This is a genomic window from Serratia sarumanii (genome assembly GCF_029962605.1).
In the GTDB taxonomy this organism is placed as follows: Bacteria; Pseudomonadota; Gammaproteobacteria; order Enterobacterales; family Enterobacteriaceae; genus Serratia; species Serratia sarumanii.
In genome coordinates this window covers 2,498,156-2,514,618 of the sequence record NZ_CP124750.1, presented here as the reverse complement: position 1 = coordinate 2,514,618, position 16,463 = coordinate 2,498,156, and the positions used below count along the sequence as shown (strand labels likewise).

At 61.8% G+C, this 16,463-nt stretch carries 11 protein-coding genes; 2 read left to right on the top strand and 9 right to left on the bottom strand.

Going from position 1 to position 16,463, the window contains the following annotated elements:
* Positions 1–5: 5 nt before the first annotated feature.
* The 7 genes from SSARUM_RS11980 to SSARUM_RS11950 form a co-directional block, all read right to left on the bottom strand.
* Entirely contained in the window at positions 6–203 is a 198-nt protein-coding gene (locus SSARUM_RS11980) for a heavy-metal-associated domain-containing protein (RefSeq protein WP_170310378.1), read from the bottom strand.
* Between the two features lie 74 nt (positions 204–277).
* Positions 278–748, bottom strand: a complete 471-nt coding sequence (gene cueR / locus SSARUM_RS11975) for a Cu(I)-responsive transcriptional regulator (RefSeq protein ID WP_049212188.1) — start codon at positions 746–748, stop codon at positions 278–280.
* Positions 749–760: 12 nt separating this feature from the next.
* Positions 761–3,316: a heavy metal translocating P-type ATPase gene (locus SSARUM_RS11970; RefSeq protein ID WP_060430092.1), complete on the bottom strand. Its 2,556-nt coding sequence runs from the start codon at positions 3,314–3,316 to the stop codon at positions 761–763.
* A 62-nt stretch (positions 3,317–3,378) separates the two neighbouring features.
* Positions 3,379–4,857 carry an efflux transporter outer membrane subunit gene (locus tag SSARUM_RS11965; RefSeq protein ID WP_060430089.1) on the bottom strand — a complete coding sequence of 493 codons (1,479 nt, stop codon included), beginning with the start codon at positions 4,855–4,857 and terminating at the stop codon, positions 3,379–3,381.
* The gene (locus tag SSARUM_RS11960) at positions 4,857–8,015 is read right to left on the bottom strand and encodes an efflux RND transporter permease subunit (RefSeq protein ID WP_060430088.1); all 3,159 of its coding nucleotides are present in this window, start codon (positions 8,013–8,015) and stop codon (positions 4,857–4,859) included. The genes SSARUM_RS11965 and SSARUM_RS11960 overlap by 1 nt, the downstream gene beginning before the upstream one ends.
* Positions 8,012–9,172 (bottom strand): efflux RND transporter periplasmic adaptor subunit, encoded by a 1,161-nt coding sequence (locus tag SSARUM_RS11955; RefSeq protein ID WP_272952115.1) that lies wholly within the window; start codon positions 9,170–9,172, stop codon positions 8,012–8,014. The genes SSARUM_RS11960 and SSARUM_RS11955 overlap by 4 nt, the downstream gene beginning before the upstream one ends.
* Positions 9,173–9,327: 155 nt before the next feature.
* Positions 9,328–9,897, bottom strand: a complete 570-nt coding sequence (locus SSARUM_RS11950; protein ID WP_033634573.1) for a DJ-1/PfpI family protein — start codon at positions 9,895–9,897, stop codon at positions 9,328–9,330.
* Positions 9,898–10,031: 134 nt separating this feature from the next.
* Here SSARUM_RS11950 and SSARUM_RS11945 point away from each other — a divergent pair, with 134 nt between their 5' ends.
* Complete coding sequence (locus tag SSARUM_RS11945; protein WP_033648349.1) at positions 10,032–11,570, top strand: long-chain-fatty-acid--CoA ligase; 1,539 nt, start codon at positions 10,032–10,034, stop codon at positions 11,568–11,570.
* Positions 11,571–11,609: 39 nt separating this feature from the next.
* On the opposite strand, the gene SSARUM_RS11940 is transcribed toward SSARUM_RS11945, so the two are convergent.
* Positions 11,610–12,884, bottom strand: coding sequence for a Glu/Leu/Phe/Val family dehydrogenase (locus tag SSARUM_RS11940; protein WP_033648348.1), 1,275 nt, complete (start codon positions 12,882–12,884; stop codon positions 11,610–11,612).
* 604 nt (positions 12,885–13,488) lie between these two features.
* Here SSARUM_RS11940 and SSARUM_RS11935 point away from each other — a divergent pair.
* A complete protein-coding gene (locus SSARUM_RS11935) occupies positions 13,489–14,109 on the top strand; it encodes a helix-turn-helix transcriptional regulator (RefSeq protein ID WP_016927684.1) in 621 nt (206 codons plus the stop codon).
* A 49-nt stretch (positions 14,110–14,158) separates the two neighbouring features.
* On the opposite strand, the gene SSARUM_RS11930 is transcribed toward SSARUM_RS11935, so the two are convergent.
* Positions 14,159–16,348, bottom strand: a complete 2,190-nt coding sequence (locus SSARUM_RS11930; RefSeq protein WP_060430086.1) for a TonB-dependent siderophore receptor — start codon at positions 16,346–16,348, stop codon at positions 14,159–14,161.
* Between the last annotated feature and the right edge of the window lie 115 nt (positions 16,349–16,463).

The window sequence follows — 16,463 nt, the reverse complement described above, 5'->3', positions numbered from 1 at the left end:
GCCGCTTAATCCGGCTCGGCCGGAGGAAAACCGGCTTCGTCCAGCGCGGCGCCGAAGGCATCGCTGTGCAACGCACTGTCGATGAGCACTTCCCGCCTGGCCGGATCGGTTTGAATACGCGCCTGCGGGTCAACGTTCAGCAACGCCCGGGTGACGGAACTGGCGCAGCCGCCGCAGGTCATGGCTGGAATATGAAAACGAATCATTTTTACTCTCCTCGTCGATTACGGTGTTTGATAACGGTAAAGCTTGCCAGCGTGACAGGGTCAAACTCTTTTTATGACGATTCACGCGGTCGTCGTGGTTTCGGCTCGCGCATCACCCCGAAATGCGGCGTTTGGCGCGGCGCGATGAGCGCCACCGGTTGCGCTAAACCCGCCAGAATAGGGCAGTCGGGGCGCGTATTGCCGTGGCAATGGCCGGCAAGGCGTTCCAGCGTTTGCGCCATCGTCTGCAGTTCCGCAATCTTGGCTTTCAGCACGGCGATATGGGATAGCGCTACGGCTTTAACATCGGCGCTGGCGCGTTCGCGGTCGTGCCACAGCATCAGCAACGCAGATATCTGCTCAACGGAAAAACCCAGGTCGCGTGAGCGCCGGATAAAACGCAGGCCATGCACGTCCGACATGCCGTAGTGGCGGTATCCCGCATCGGAGCGAGCCGCTCTCGGGATCAGGCCTATTTGCTCGTAATAGCGAATCATCTTCGCCGAAACGCCGGATAACCGGGCTGCTTGTCCGATGTTCATCCTGTCCTCCTGTTACGATGATGCCGATATTCCGCCGGGTTGCGCGGTTGCCGCCGCCGCTTCAGCGCGGCTCTCGACGGCCATCGGCGCCTGGAAACGTTTGAGCCGCAGCGCATTGCCAAGGACGAAAACGCTGGAAAGCGCCATCGCGGCCGCGGCGAAAATAGGCGAAAGCAGCGTGCCGTTCAGGGGATAAAGCGCGCCGGCTGCCACTGGGATCAGGACGGCGTTATAGGCGAAGGCCCAAAACAGGTTCTGCTTGATGTTGCGGATCGTCGCCTGACTGAGCGCAATGGCGTTGGCTACGCCGCGCAGGTCGCCCGACATCAGCACCACATCGGCCGCTTCTATCGCCACATCGGTGCCTGTACCGATAGCCAGCCCAACGTCCGCCTCCGCCAGTGCCGGCGCATCGTTGATGCCGTCGCCGACGAAGGCGACTTTCGCGCCGCTGTTGCGGAAGGATTTCAACGCCGCCACCTTGCCTTCGGGAAGCACTTCGGCCGCGACTTCGTCAATCCCCAATTGCCGGGCGATCGCCGCCGCCGTCGCGGCATTGTCGCCGGTGATCATCGCAACCTTGAGCCCAAGCGCATGCAGCGCAGCGATAGCTTCCGGCGTTGTTTCCTTAATCGGATCGGCAACGGCGATCACCGCAGCCAAACGGCCATCAATGGCGGCATAAAGCGGGCTTTTCCCCTGGGCGCCGAGGCGCTCGGCGACGGGCTGAAAACGTGTCACATCAAGCCCGAGCCTGGTCATGAAGCGATCTGCGCCAACGGAGATCCGGCGTTGGCCGATGCGCGCCGTTACGCCGAAACCGGGTGTGGCGTCGAAACTGTCGACAGCGGCGAGCGTAAGATTCTGCTCTCTTGCCGCCGCGACGATAGCTTCGGCGATGGGGTGTTCGGACCGTGTCTCGACCGCAGCGACCAAGGCCAGTACTTCGTGGTATTCGAAACCGTCAGCGGGCACCAGATCGGTCAACTCGGGGCGGCCTTTGGTCAGCGTGCCGGTTTTGTCGAGGGCGATAACGCCTACATCGCGCAGGGCCTGCAACGCTTCGCCCTTGCGAAACAGCACGCCCAGCTCGGCGGCGCGCCCGGTGCCGACCATGATAGAGGTTGGCGTCGCCAGGCCCATGGCGCAAGGGCAGGCAATAATCAACACGGCGACCGCATTCACCAGCGCGAAGGTCAGCGCGGGCGACGGCCCGAAGAACAGCCAAACCAGAAAGGTCAGTACCGCCGCCGCCATGACGGCCGGAACAAACCACATCGTCACCTTATCGACCAACGCCTGAATCGGCAGTTTGGAACCCTGCGCTTCCTCCACCAATCGAATGATTTGCGCCAGGACGGTATTCGCGCCGACTTTTGTCGCCCGGAAACTGAACGCGCCGGTTTTGTTGATGGTTCCGCCGACCACATCGGCCCCCACGGTTTTCTCGACCGGCACCGGTTCACCGGTGATCATGCTTTCATCGACATAAGACGCGCCTTCCAGAACTTCGCCATCCACCGCGATTTTCTCCCCCGGCCGGACGAAGACCACATCACCGGCAACCACCTGTTCGAGAGGGATTTCAACCGTTTCGCCATGCCGTTCAACGCGTGCGACCTTGGGTTGAAGGCCGACGAGCCGTTTGATGGCCTGTGAGGTGCGCCCCTTGGCGCGCGCCTCCAGCACGCGTCCGAGCAGGATCAGCGTGACGATCACGGCGGCGGCTTCGAAATAGACGTTGGCGGTGCCCTGCGGCAACACCCCGGGGGCGAAGGTGGCGACCAGCGAATAACCGTAGGCCGCCGCCGTGCCGACCGCAACCAGCGAGTTCATGTCGGGGGCGCCGCGCAGCAGCGCAGGAACGCCTTTGCGGAAGAAGCGCAGGCCGGGGCCAAATAAGACCAAGGTGGTGAGGACAAACTGGATATACCAGCTTGTCTGCACGCCCAACCCCTCCATGACCCACTCATGTATGGCGGGAATGAGGTGCGACCCCATTTCCAACAGGAATACCGGCAGGGTGAACAGGGCGGCGCCGAACAGGGCGCGCCGCAACGCGCGTGACTCATTTTCGCGCCGTTCGGCGGCCTGGTCGTCCGCGCTGGGGCTATCCGCCGTCAGGCGGCGAGGCGTATAACCGGCGCGGGTGACGGCAGCGGCGAGGTCTTCCAGGGATACGGTGCCGGCCAGATAGCGCACCCGCGCGCGTTCGGTCGCCAGATTGACATTGGCTTCGGTAACGCCGGCGACCTGGCTCAACGCTTTCTCCACCCGCCCGACACAGGAGGCGCAGGTCATATTTTCGATCGCCAGCTCAGTGGTTTCTTCTCGCACGGTATAGCCGGCGCCTTCGATGGCGCGGGCCGCCGCCTGCGGATTCGCCTGGCCGGTAAACGTGATATCGGCGCGTTCGGTGGCGAGATTGACCGTTGCCGCCTGCACGCCGGGAACCGCCGTCAAGGCCCGCTCGACGCGACCGACGCAGGAGGCGCAGGTCATGCCTTCAACCGGCAGACTCAGACGCGCGGACGAAGGCTGGGGGAAGTTGGCATTGGATGAATTCATGTTATGTGCCCTTAAAGGAGTGGCTGGTATCAGCAAGGCTAGAGCTTCCCATCGGGGGAAGGTCAAGGTGCATCGCCGATTTTTGCCGTCATGAACGAACCGGTCGCGCCGCGGCAATCGTTTTTTGCCGCCGCGCACGTCTCCCAGCCGCCGCCGAGCGCTTTGTAGATGCCCACCACGGCAAGCCGCTGACGCGTGCCGGCCTGCGTCAATGCGCGCCGGCTGGCGAAGTCGGCCCGTTCTGCCTCGAGCACCTCCAGATAAATGCCTTCGCCCGCGGCAAAACGCGTCTGGGCGAGCCGGGCCGCTTCGCGATTCGCCGCCGCCTCAAGTAACCGCAGATCCAACGTGCTGACCGCCTCAGCATAGGTTTTGAAAGCATCGTCCGTTTCGCGCAGCGCGCTCAGCACCGTCCGCTCGTAAATCAACAGCGCCTGTTGTGTTCGCGCCTCGCTGGCGGCGATCCGGGCGCGTACGCGCCCGATATCGAGAAATGCCCAGCGAATCACTGGGCTGATCACACCGGAGAACGCACCGGCGCCAGTCAGCGCATCGAGGTTGCCGGCGACCAGCCCGATCGAACCTCGCGCTTCGATGCGCGGGTAGAGCGCCGCCGTTTCCACGCCAATCATGGCGGTGGCTGCCGCAAGTGCCCGTTCAGCCGCCACAATGTCGGCGCGCCGGGCGAGCAGGGCGCCGGGCGTGCCCACGGCGATCGTCCGCAGCACTGGCGGCTGGCTTCCCCATTCGGCGGAAGGAGGGCGGAATGTCTGGGGCATTTCGCCAAGCAGCGTCGCCAATGCGTTGACGGCGGCGGCTCGGCGGCGTTCCAGCTCTGGCGTCGCCGCTTCGACGTTGCGCAATAGCGCCTCGGCGCGCAATCGGTCGAATTCGCTGGCGGCGCCGGCGCTCATTTGTTTTTTTACCAGCACCAAACTTTCACGCTGGCTGTGGCTAATTTCGGCGACCATCTTAAGTTCGGCGTCTAAACCTCGCAGTTCTAGCCAGGTGGCGGCCACTTCCGCAGCGACGCCCGCCTGAACGCCACGCAGCAACGCTTCGCGGCTTCCCGCCAGCGCCTGAGCGGCCTCAATCGAGCGCCGAACGTGTCCAAAGAGATCGATTTCCCATGTCGAATCAATCGCACCGCGATAGGTTTGCGTATGGCGTGGCTGGGCGGCCAGCTTCTCCGCTTCACCCAGTCGACGCGTCTCATAACTCAGCGCGGCACCGGCGCGCGGCAGGAAATCCTGCCGCTGTTCACGCAACAGGGCTCTGGCTTCGTCTACTCGGGCGACGGCGATGCCGACATCATGGTTCGCCGCCAACGCGCGCTGAACCAAATCCGTGAGAGCAGGATCGTCAAAGAGGCGCCACCATGCTAGCTCGACATTTCCGGCACTCAACCCAGCCGGTGGTTTGCCGAAGCCGGCAGGGTGACGGGCGACGGGCGGCGAGTAATCGGGGCCCACCGCCGCACATCCGGTTAGCAAGGCGAGCGCGCTCAGCGGCAATAACAAGGTTCTACGAAGATTTTTCATCAGACTCGCTCCTTACGGCTGGCTTTGGCTTTGGCACGATATTGCTCGAATCGGGTCGCCAGGCCGCGAATCACGACATAAAAGACCGGCGTCAGGAACAGGCCGAACAAGGTCACGCCCAGCATGCCGGCGAAGACCGCCACCCCCATGGCATGGCGCATTTCCGCCCCCGCGTCGCTGGCGAAGATCAACGGAATAACGCCGGCGATAAACGCGATTGAAGTCATCACTATCGGTCTTAATCGCAGCCGGCAGGCCTTAATCACCGCCTCGAGCGCGTTGGCGCCTTCATCCTCCAGGCTGCGGGCGAACTCGACGATCAGAATGGCGTTTTTGGCGGCCAGGCCGACCAGCACAATGAGGCCTATTTGCACGAAAACGTTGTTGTCGCCGCCCAGCAGCCAGACGCCAATCATGGCGCTCAACAGACACATCGGCACGATCAGCAGCACGGCCAAAGGCAGTAGCCAGCTGTTGTATTGCGTGGCCAGAATGAGATAGGCGAGCAGCACGCACAGCGGAAAAATGAACAGCGCCGCGTCGCCCGCGAGCTTTTGCTGATAGGTGAGATCGGTCCATTCGACGGTCATGCCTTCCGGCAGCGTCTCTTTCGCCAAGCGCTCCATCAATGCAGCCGCCTGACCGGAACTGACGCCCATCGCCGCACCGCCCGAAATATCAGCCGATGGATAGCCGTTGTAACGAATGATGCGATCCGGGCCGGAGCCGGGCGTAACGGTGACAAAGGAAGACAGCGGCAGCATGTCGCCGGCCGCGTTGCGCACCTGCAGCCGGCCGATAGCTTCGGCCTGCATGCGATGGGCGGCATCGGCCTGAGCGGTGACTTTGTAGGTGCGGCCGAATCGGTTGAAATCGTTGATGTAAAGCGAGCCGAGGTAGATTTGCAGCGACTCGAACACATCCGCCAGGCTGACACCCTGACTTTGCGCCTGAGTGCGGTCGATAACCACATCGAGTTGCGGCGCGTTGATATCCAGACTGGTCATCAGACCGGCGACCTGGCCCGATTCGGTGGCTTTCATCATCAGGATCCGCGTGTGCTCAACCAGGGACTCAAGCCCCGCGCCGCTGCGATCCTCCACCTGCATCTTGAATCCGCCGGTAGCGCCGAGACCGGGAACGGGCGGTGGCGGAAATACGCCGAGGAAACCATCGGGAATGTCGGCGAATTTCGCCTGCAGCCGACCGGCTATGGCGGAGGCGGCCAGATCGGGCGTGGCGCGATCTTTAAACGGATCGAGCATGACGAACATCACGGCGGCGTTCGGCACATTGACGAAGCCGTTAATCGACAGCCCCGGAAAGGCCACGACGCTTTCCACCCCGGGTTCCGCCAGCGCGATCTTCGACATCTGTTTAACGACCGCATCGGTGCGATCCAGCGAGGCCGAATTGGGCAGTTGGGCGATGCCGACCAGATAGTACTTATCCTGCATGGGCACGAAGCCCGGCGGAACGGCCTGGAAGCTGAAAAACGTCAGAACGAGCAGCCCGCCGTAAATAGCCAGCGCCATCCCGCGGACGCGCACCGTTTTACGCACGGCATTGGCATACGCGTCCGGCGCGCGTTGGAAAGGCCGGACAGCGGCTTGCAAGACGCGCCCAATGCGGCCGGGAGCGCGAGGTTTCGCCGGATGAGGCCGCAGCAACATGCCCGCCAGCGCCGGGCTGAGCGTAAGCGAATTGAGCGCCGACAGCAGGGTTGAAATGGCGATGGTCAGCGCGAACTGCCGGTAAAACTCGCCCTGTAAACCGTTCAGGAACGCTGTTGGAACGAAAACCGCGGCCAGCACCGAGGTGATGGCGACGATCGGCCCGGTGACTTCATCCATGGCGAGTCGCGCGGCTTGCTGCGGCGTTTTGCCGTTTTCGATGTGTCGTTCGACGTTTTCCACCACCACGATCGCGTCATCGACGACGATGCCGATAGACAATACCAAACCGAACAGGGACAGCGTATTGAGAGAGAAGCCCATCAAGTACATGATGGCGAACGTGCCGACCAGCGAAACCGGCACCGCGAGCAGCGGAATCAGCGAGGCTCGCCAGCTGCGCAGGAACACCACTACCACGATCACCACCAGCAGGATCGCTTCCAGCAGGGTCGTCACAACCGACTCGAGCGATGCCCGCACGAAAACCGTGGGATCGTAGGCGATCCGTGAACTGAGTCCGGCAGGAAAGTTGCCCTCCAGGCGCTTGACGGTCGCTCTGACCGCCTGAGCGACGTCCAGCGCGTTGGCGCCCGGGCTCTGAATGATTTGCAGCGCGACGGCCGGCTCGCCGTCGAGCAGGCTGCGCAGCGCATACGCATCGGCGCCCATTTCTATACGGGCGACGTCGCGCAAGCGGGTCACCCGGCCGTCGCTGCCGGTGCGGATGATGATATCGCCAAACTGTTTCTCATCGGCCAGACGGCCGAGGGTATTGACCGTAACCTGAAATGCGGCATTGGAATCGGGCGCCTGACCGACGGAACCGGCCGCCACCTGAACGTTTTGCTCGCGCACCGCAGCGATCACATCGCCGGCGGTTAGCCCGCGCGCGGCGATCAGATCCGGATCCAGCCAGAGCCGCATGCTGTATTCGCCGGCTCCCCAGACCTGGACATCGCTGACGCCCGGAATGCGGGACAGTTCATCACGAACCTGCAGATAAGCGTAATTCGAGATATAAAGCGGATCGTAGCATTGGTCAGGCGACAGGAGATGCACCACCATCAGGATGTCCGGCGAGGTTTTCTGCGTCACCACGCCCTGGTGCTGTACCTCTGCAGGCAAGCGGGGTAACGCGCGCGCGACCCGATTTTGCACCTGGATCTGCGCCATGTCGGCATTCGTTCCCTGGGCAAAGGTGACGGTCAACGTCATTCGGCCGTCGGTCGCCGCCTGTGAAGACATGTAAAGCATGCCTTCGACGCCGGTGATGGCTTGCTCAAGCGGTGCGGCCACCGTTTCCGCGATCACTTTCGGGTTGGCGCCGGGATAAGACGCCGTCACTTGTACGGTAGGCGGCGTAACCGCAGGGTATTCGCTGAGCGGCAACTGGAATAACGCCACGGTGCCGGCGATCAGCGTCAAGATCGAGAGCACGATGGCGAAGATCGGGCGTTTAATGAAGAAACGAGGGAAAGTCATGTCGCGTCTCCCGCAGCGTTCAATTGCTCGATAGGCGCGCCGTCAATCTCGGCGGGCTGCGGCGTGATTGACATGCCGGGGCGCACCAGCCCTTTCACGACGATGCGTTCTCCCGGCCGCAGGCCGTGCTCTATCACGCGCAGTCCTTCAACGACCGGGCCAAGTTCAACGGGGCGGTATTCGGTTTTGTCATTCTCATCGACGACCAGGACATAGCGCCGGTTTTGATCGGTGCCAATCGATTGGTCGGCGATCAGGATCTTGGCCTGCGGCGCGCCGGTTTCCAGCTTGACTCTGGCGAACAACCCAGGTGACAGTCGCCCATCCGGGTTATCGATCACCGCGCGCAGGCGCACCGTTCCCGTCGTGCGGTCGGCGGTATTGGACTGGAAATCGACGCGCCCGCGCCGGGAATAGGTTTTGTCTGCAAGTAACGCCACCGATACCCGAATGTCAGGTGGCGCCGTTTTATTGCGCCACGCGGTCAACGATTGCAAATAGGTGCGTTCATCCACATCGAAATAGACGTGGAGTGGATCGACCGAGACCAGCGTGGTGAGCGGCGTGACGCCGCCGGTGACATAGTTGCCTTCGGTGACGAGCGTCTGGCCTACGCGTCCGGCAATCGGCGCGGTGACGCGGGTGAACTCCAGATCCAACTTTGCCGCCTCCCGCGCCGCTTTCGCTGCGTTGACCTGCGCATTGCTCGCTTTCATCATGGCGATGGCCGAATCAAACCGATCGCGGGCGATAACGTTTTTATTGAACAACGTCTTAGCGCGCACATAGTCGGCCTGGGCTAGCGTTGAGGCGGCTTCCGCTTCTTGCAAACGCGCCGTCGCCTCGTTCAGCGCGGCTTGAAATGGCCGCGGATCGATGAGAAAGAGCGGGTGGCCTTTTTCTATCAGGCGACCTTCCGGCACATTTACTGCCAGCACATAACCGGCGACCCGAGGCCGCAACTCAACGTGCTTGACCGCGGCCAGCGAACCGGTGAATTCGGCAAAGGGTGTTATCGGGCGGACTAAAACATCAGCCACAGGAACACGGGGAGGCGGCGCAGGTGTCGCCGAAGACGGGTTTTCTTTGCAGCCGGCAACGGCGAAAGCGCCGTTTATCGCCGCTGCGATCAGGATTATGGTTTTGGCTTTCATCATTTGACCTTTCCTACCGAAGTCGACAGTGGAATTCACTGCGTGGAAGCAGTTCATCCCGCGTTATCCGACTTCCAACGTTGGGAAGGTCAAGCGATTTTTGGTTTATTGCAAAGGGGATGCCGCGTCGTCGCTATCTGGTGCGATCCCCTGAACGGCTATTTCTGCAGCACCTCGACGAACTTCGCCAGCCACTGCGGATGCGCCGGCCAGGCCGGGGCGGTGACCAGATTGCCGTCGACGTGCGCCTGATCGATGCCGATCTCCGCATAATGGCCGCCGCCCAGCCGCACCTCCGGCGCACAGGCCGGGTAGGCGCTGCAGGTGCGGCCTTGCAACACCCCGGCCGCCGCCAGCAGCTGCGGGCCGTGGCAAACGGCGGCGATCGGCTTTTTCGCGGCGTCAAACGCCTGCACCAGCGCGATCACGTCGGGATTCAGGCGCAGGTATTCCGGCGCCCGGCCGCCGGGGATCAAGAGCGCATCGTAGTGCTCTTCTTTGGCGGTGGCGAAGTCGGCGTTCAGGGTGAAACGGTGGCCGGGTTTCTCGCTGTAGGTTTGCGCGCCGTCAAAATCGTGGATCGCGGTCATGATGTAGTCGCCGACGGCTTTGCCGGGACACACGGCGTCCACCCAATGGCCGATCATCTGCAACGCCTGAAACGGCACCATGGTTTCGTAATCTTCGGCATAGTCACCGACCAGCATCAGGATCTTTTTCTTGCTCATGATCACAACTCCTGCGGGATGGGGATTGCCTAAGGTATAGCCCAGCGGCCCTGGGAATGCGAACCGGGAAGCGCCTATCTATACTCGTGATACTGCGGCGCTTTTCTCGCCGCTCAACCCAGGGAGGATCCCCGATGCTGAATCTGGCTACCTTGCTTGAAGAGAGTGCGCGCACCTGGCCGGAACGGCCGGCGGTGATACAGGACGATGTACCGCTCAGCTATCGGGCGCTGAACGACATGGCCAACCGGGTGGCAAATCTGTTGGTCGCGCGCGGCGTGCGGCGCGGTGAACGGGTGGCGCTGGCCTGTCCGAACCGGCCGGAGTTTCCGGCTGTCTATTACGGCATTCTCAAAAGCGGCGCGGTGGTGGTGCCGCTCAATATTCTGCTTAAGAGCGCGGAGTTCGACTATTACCTGGCGGATTCGGCGGCGGTGGCGCTGTTTTGTTTCGAAGGCAGCAGCGGCCTGCCGCTGGGGGAGGAAGCGCTGCGGGCGGCGGCGAACGCGGAACAGTGCCGTGAGGTGTTTATCATCGGCGATCGGTTGCCGCTCGAGGGGGAACGTTTCAGCGCGGCGATAGCCGCACAGGCTACCGAATTCGCTTCGGCCGCGACGCTCGAAAGCGACACCGCGGTGGTGCTGTATACCAGCGGCACCACCGGCCGCGCCAAAGGGGCGGAGTTGACCCACGCCAATCTGGTGCTTAACGCCTTGGGATCGGTGCGGCTGTTCGACGGTTCGGAGACGATCCCCGATCGTCACCTGGTGACCTTGCCGCTATTCCACACTTTTGGTTCGACGGTGCAGATGAACGCCGGGTTCGCTTCCGCCGCCACTCTGGTGCTGGTCGAGCGCTTCGACGCCGCGCAGGCCATCGCGCTGATGCAACGGCACGGCATCACCTTTTTCGCCGGGGTGCCGACCATGTATTGGGCGCTGTTGAATGCGCTGGATGAACACACGGATATCGAAAGCTTGCGCAGCACGCTGCGTATGGCAGTGTCCGGCGGCGCCAGCCTGCCGGTGCAGATCCTGGAGGATTTTTCGCGCCGCTTCGGCGTCAACATTCTCGAAGGATACGGGCTGTCTGAGACCAGCCCGGTCGCCACCTTTAACCATCCTCACCGCCTGACCAAGCCCGGCTCCATCGGCCAGCCGATCTGGGGCGTGGAGGTGCGCCTGCTCGACGCCACCGGGCAGCCGATCGACGCTGTCGATCAGGTGGGGGAGATCGCGGTGCGCGGCTACAACATCATGAAAGGCTATCTGAATCGCCCCGAGGCGACGGCGGAGGTGCTGGAAAACGGCTGGTTCCGCACCGGCGATCTGGCGCGCCGCGACGCCGACGGCTTCTATTTCATCGTCGATCGGGCCAAGGACATGATCATTCGCGGCGGGTTCAACGTCTACCCGCGCGAGATTGAAGAGGCGCTGATTCGCCACCCGGCGGTGTCGTTGGTGGCGGTGATCGGCGTCGAACATCCGTCGCTGGGCGAAGAGATCAAAGCGGTGGTGGTGTTGAAAGAGACGGAGGAGCCGATCGAGGAAGAAACGCTGATCGCCTGGAGCCGGGAACGGCTGGCGGCGTACAAGTATCCGCGCATCGTCGAGTTCGTCGAGCGTTTGCCGATGACCAGCACCGGTAAGGTGTTGAAGCGCTGTTTGCGCTGAGGAAAACCCGGCCTGCCGGGGCAGGCCGGGATACGGGCATCAACCTGGGTAGATGCCGCGCTCTTTACGTGCGGTCAGGATGCGCTCACAGGCCACGATATAAGCGGCGGTGCGCAGGCTGCACTCTTTCTCTGCGGCCTTGTTCCAGACGTGGACCATGGCGTCGGTCATGATCTTGTCCATACGCTCGTTGATCTCGGACTCGCTCCAGAAGTAGCTCGCCATGTCCTGCACCCACTCGAAGTAACTGACCGTTACGCCGCCGGCGTTACAGATAACGTCCGGAACCACGGTGATGTTACGGGAGCGCAGAATGTCGTCCGCCTCTGGGAAGGTCGGGCCGTTAGCGCCTTCCAGCACCAGTTTGGCGCTGAGGATCTCGGCACGCTCACGGGTGATTTGGCCTTCCAGCGCCGCAGGGATCAGGATGTCCATGTCGACCGACCAGAACGCTTCGCTTTCGATCTCGCTGGCGCCAGGGAAGCCGGCGATCTGCTTGTGCTTGGTCTGGTATTCGGTCAGCGCGGCCAGGTCGATGCCGTCGGCGTTAAACAGGGTGGCGGAGTGGTCCTGGATGGTGACGACGCGCGCGCCGACGCCAACGAACAGGCGAGCCGCTTCGCTGCCCACGTTACCGAAGCCTTGCACCGCCACTTTGGCGCCTTCGATCTGCACGCCAAGACGCTTGGCCACTTCACTGCCGGTGACGAACACGCCGCGGCCGGTCGCTTTCTCACGGCCCAGGGAGCCGCCGAGGTGGATTGGCTTGCCGGTGACCACGCCGGTGATGGTGGTGCCGTGGTTCATGGAGTAGGTGTCCATCATCCAGGCCATCACTTTGGCGTTGGTGCCGACGTCCGGCGCAGGGATGTCTTTCTGTGGCCCGATGATGAAGCCGATTTCGCTGGTGTAGCGGCGGGTCAGTCGCTCCAGTTCGCCTTCAGACAGTTTGAACGGGTCGACGCGGATGCCGCCCTTGGCGCCGCCGTACGGCAGGTTGACCGCGGCACACTTGATGGTCATCCAGGCGGACAGGGCCATCACTTCGTTCAGATCGACGTCAGGGTGGAAGCGGATACCGCCTTTGCCCGGCCCACGCGACAGGTTGTGCTGTACGCGGAAACCTTCGAAGTGACGGATGGTGCCATCGTCCATCTGCAGCGGGATATCGACAATCAAAGCGCGCTTAGGGTGACGCAGCGTATCAACCCAGCGTGACAGCTCGCCGAGGTAAGGGGCGACGCGATCGATTTGTTGCAGATATGTAGCCCAAGCGGTGGTGCTGCTGTCTGAAGCGTAGGATAGCTTTTCCATAACCAACCTTTATATATTAGAGGTATTTATTTCGTTTAACCGTGGATTAGCAAGCGCATAACACTTTGCGACGCTAAATTTACCACTAATTATGCCGGTTGTTAGCCCCCCGCTCATCGGGCCAGCGGGCGGTTTTTCGCCGCCTGCAGGGCGATAAATGAATAGTTAATTACTTTTTGTCGGCAGTGAGCGAGCACATGCATAATTTATGCATGTAAAGCGCATAAAAACCCTTTTTATCTATTTTTCAGAAGCTTGAATGTGATCAAAAAGTTTCATTTTATTTAACAGCCATGTTGACAATGGCGTTTCCCCTCGGCAGCGTTAAAATCCTGTTAAAACGCCGTCTGCCGCCGTGTTTTACCTGGCAAAGAGGAGCATGATTCGAGGCTGTTTTAATGTGTTGCGGCAGAAGAGTGGGCTGAAAAGCTTATTCACCAGAAACGGACGGGTGACCGATCCCCGGCAAGGACAATAAAGGCGCTTGCGGCGCAGCCGTCGGTGAAGGAGACGCCAACGCCATCCACTCGGCAAGCGGCGGCAACTGCGGTATGCTAAGCGGCTGAACCGCAAACCAAACCGGGCTATACGGAGACCCCCCAGCGTGCCGAACTCTTCTTCTCAACTCGAACTTTTGCGCTCGGTCGCCGACGGCATCGCGGCGCTGTTTTTTCCGAATGCGGAAGTGGTGATCCACGATCTGGCCACCAACAAGATTGCCTATCTGGCCAACAACCTGTCGAAGCGCAAACCGGGCGATGACGCCGGGCTGGAGGACTTCGAGCTTGATGGCGGCGCCGGCGTGACCGGCCCCTATGAGAAGCTGAACTGGGACGGCAAAAAGATGCGTTCCGTGAGCATCGCCGCGCGCGACGAGCAGGGCAAGCCCAGCTATCTGCTGTGCATCAACCTGAGCACCGCGATGTTCGAGGACGCCCGCAACGCGCTGGACATGTTCCTGTCGGTCACGCGGCTGCAGCCACAGCCGCAAGAGCTGTTCAAAGATGACTGGCAGGAGAAGATCAACACCTTCCTGCACGACTGGCTGCGGCGCGAAAACGCCGCGCTCGGCGCGCTGAGCCGCGAACAGAAACGGCGGCTGGTCAGCGATCTCTATCATCAGGGGGCGTTCAAGGCCAAAAGCGCCGCGGACTACATCGCCAACGTGCTGTCGATGGGGCGCGCCACGGTGTACAAGCACTTGCGAGAATTGAAGCAGGAGTAAAGGCGGCGGGAAAGGTGGAAAAATGGGCGGCGCTGGCCGCCCATTTTCGTTACCAGCGGTAGTTGACCGAAGCGATGATGCTGCGGCCGCTGCCGTAGAAACAGGCGTACTCGCCGCTGCAGGATGAAACGTATTTCTTGTCCGTCAGGTTCTGCACGTTGAGCTGGAGAGCCGCACCGCGCAGCGCCGACGAGGCCTGGCCAAGGTCATATTTCACCATGGCGTCGTACAGCGTGTAGTGCGGCACATCGTACTGACCGATGGCGTCGGCCGGCGCATCGCCGATGTAACGTACGCCGCTGCCGACGGTCAGGCCGTTCAGCGCGCCGCTCAGGAAGCTGTAGCTGCCCCAGGCGGAAGCCGCGTGACGCGGGATGCCCGCCGGGCTGTGGCCGATTTCGTCCGCCGAGTTGGAGTCTTTGGTCACCACGTCGGTGTAGGTATAGGCGGCGGTCAGCTTGATCTCCGGCGTCGGCTGGGCATGTACTTCCGCCTCAATCCCTTTGGATTTCACCTCGCCGATCTGCTCGTAGGCGGAGGTGAGACGGTTGTAAGACGCCACATTGCGCTGGGTAATGTCGAACCAGGAAAGGGTCAGCAGGGTGTTGCCGCCCGGGATCTGGTACTTCACGCCCACCTCGGTTTGTTTGCCGGTGGTTGGCTTGAGCGGATCGGCGCCCGGCGCACTCGGGTACAGGTTAGGATCGAACGAGGTGCTGTAGCTGACATACGGCGAAATGCCGTTGTCGAAGGCGTAAAGCAGGCCCGCACGGCCGGTGAACTGGGCGTCGTTGTAGGTCTGCTCCTTGCCGCCGCTGGTGCGATCGCGGGTGTTGACCTGCGACCAGTCCTGACGGCCGGACAGCAGCAGGTTCCAGTTATTCCACTCCAGCTGGTCCTGCAGATACACCCCGACCTGATTCAGCGTCTTCAAATCGCTGGAAGCCAACGCCAGCGTGCTGCCATCGATACTGGGGCGAACCGGGTTGGCCCAGTCGATCGGGTAGTCGTTGCCGCGATCGCGATACATCTTCGAATCGATATGGCTGTAGCGGTAATCCAACCCGCCCAGCACCGTGTGCTTCACCTCGCCGGTGTCGAACAGCCCCTTCAGCTGGTTATCCACGCCAAACTCGTTGGTCATCTGCGTTTCATGCTGCGCCATGCGGGTGACGGTGTGGTCATTGACGTCAGAGTTTACGTTATAAACCAGATATTTATAGTCTTCATCGCGGTGGGTGAAGCGCAGGTTCTGGGTAAACGACAGCGCATCGCTGAAGTTATGCTCGAGGCTGTAGCCGATCGACGCCTGCTCGCGCCGCGACTTGTTGAAGCTGGGTTCGCTGACGTTGAAGTCGTAGGGTACATAGCCCGCGCTGGTCGGGAACAGCGTGCCGGCGCGCGGCAGGAAGTTGCGCGACCCGGCTTTCGGATCGTTCTGGTAGCTGGTCAGCAGCGTAAAGCTGGTGTCTTCGTTCGGCAGCCAGGTGAAGGCCGGCGCGATGGCCACCCGTTGCTGCTTGCTGTCTTTGACGAACTCATGCTCGGTTCTGGCGATACCGTTCAGGCGGTAGAACAGGGTATTGTCGTCGTTGAGCTTGCCGCCGAAATCGAACGCCGTTTCCGCCAGATGGCGGTTGCCGGTGCTGAATTTGACTTCGTGAATGCTCTGGGCGGTAGGGCGCTTGCTGGTCATCACCACCACGCCGCCGGGGCTGACCTGGCCGTACAGCACGCCGGCCGGGCCGTGCACCATCTCCACGCGCTCCAGCAGCCAGGGATCGATCTGCCCGGCGCCGCCGTTTTGGCTCGAGAGGCCAAAGTGCAGGCCGTCGAGCAGCTTGGGCGCATAGCGGAAGCCGCGGCTGATCACTTCGTCATTGCGGTTGGAGTTGCCGCGGTAGGTGGTGATCACTCCGCTGGTGTAGTTCAGCGCGTCGGCGACCGACGCCGGTTCCTGGTCGTTCATTTGCTCGCGCGTGACCACCGAGATGGACTGCGGCGTTTTGCGCAGAGCGGCGGCGGTCTTGGTGCCGGCGGCGCTCTCTTTGGCGACGATCCCTTTGACCGGCGCGGTCACGCTGTTTTGCGCGTCGGCGGTCACCAAAATCGTCTCGTCCGCCGCGGCGGACGCGTGTGGCGCGAAGGGCAGTAAGGCCAGCGCCGAGCCCAGCAACAACCGCTTGGCGGCCGTCGCCTCCGCATTAGAATTGTCTATCCATTTGTTTTTAATCTTCATTCTCTCTCCTGCATACCTGCATTGTGTGTCATGCAACCCTGATAAACCCCGAAATATCGGCGAGCGGTCTTTACCCGTCGATACGGAAACGCCGTGTGCGCACGACGGTAAAAAT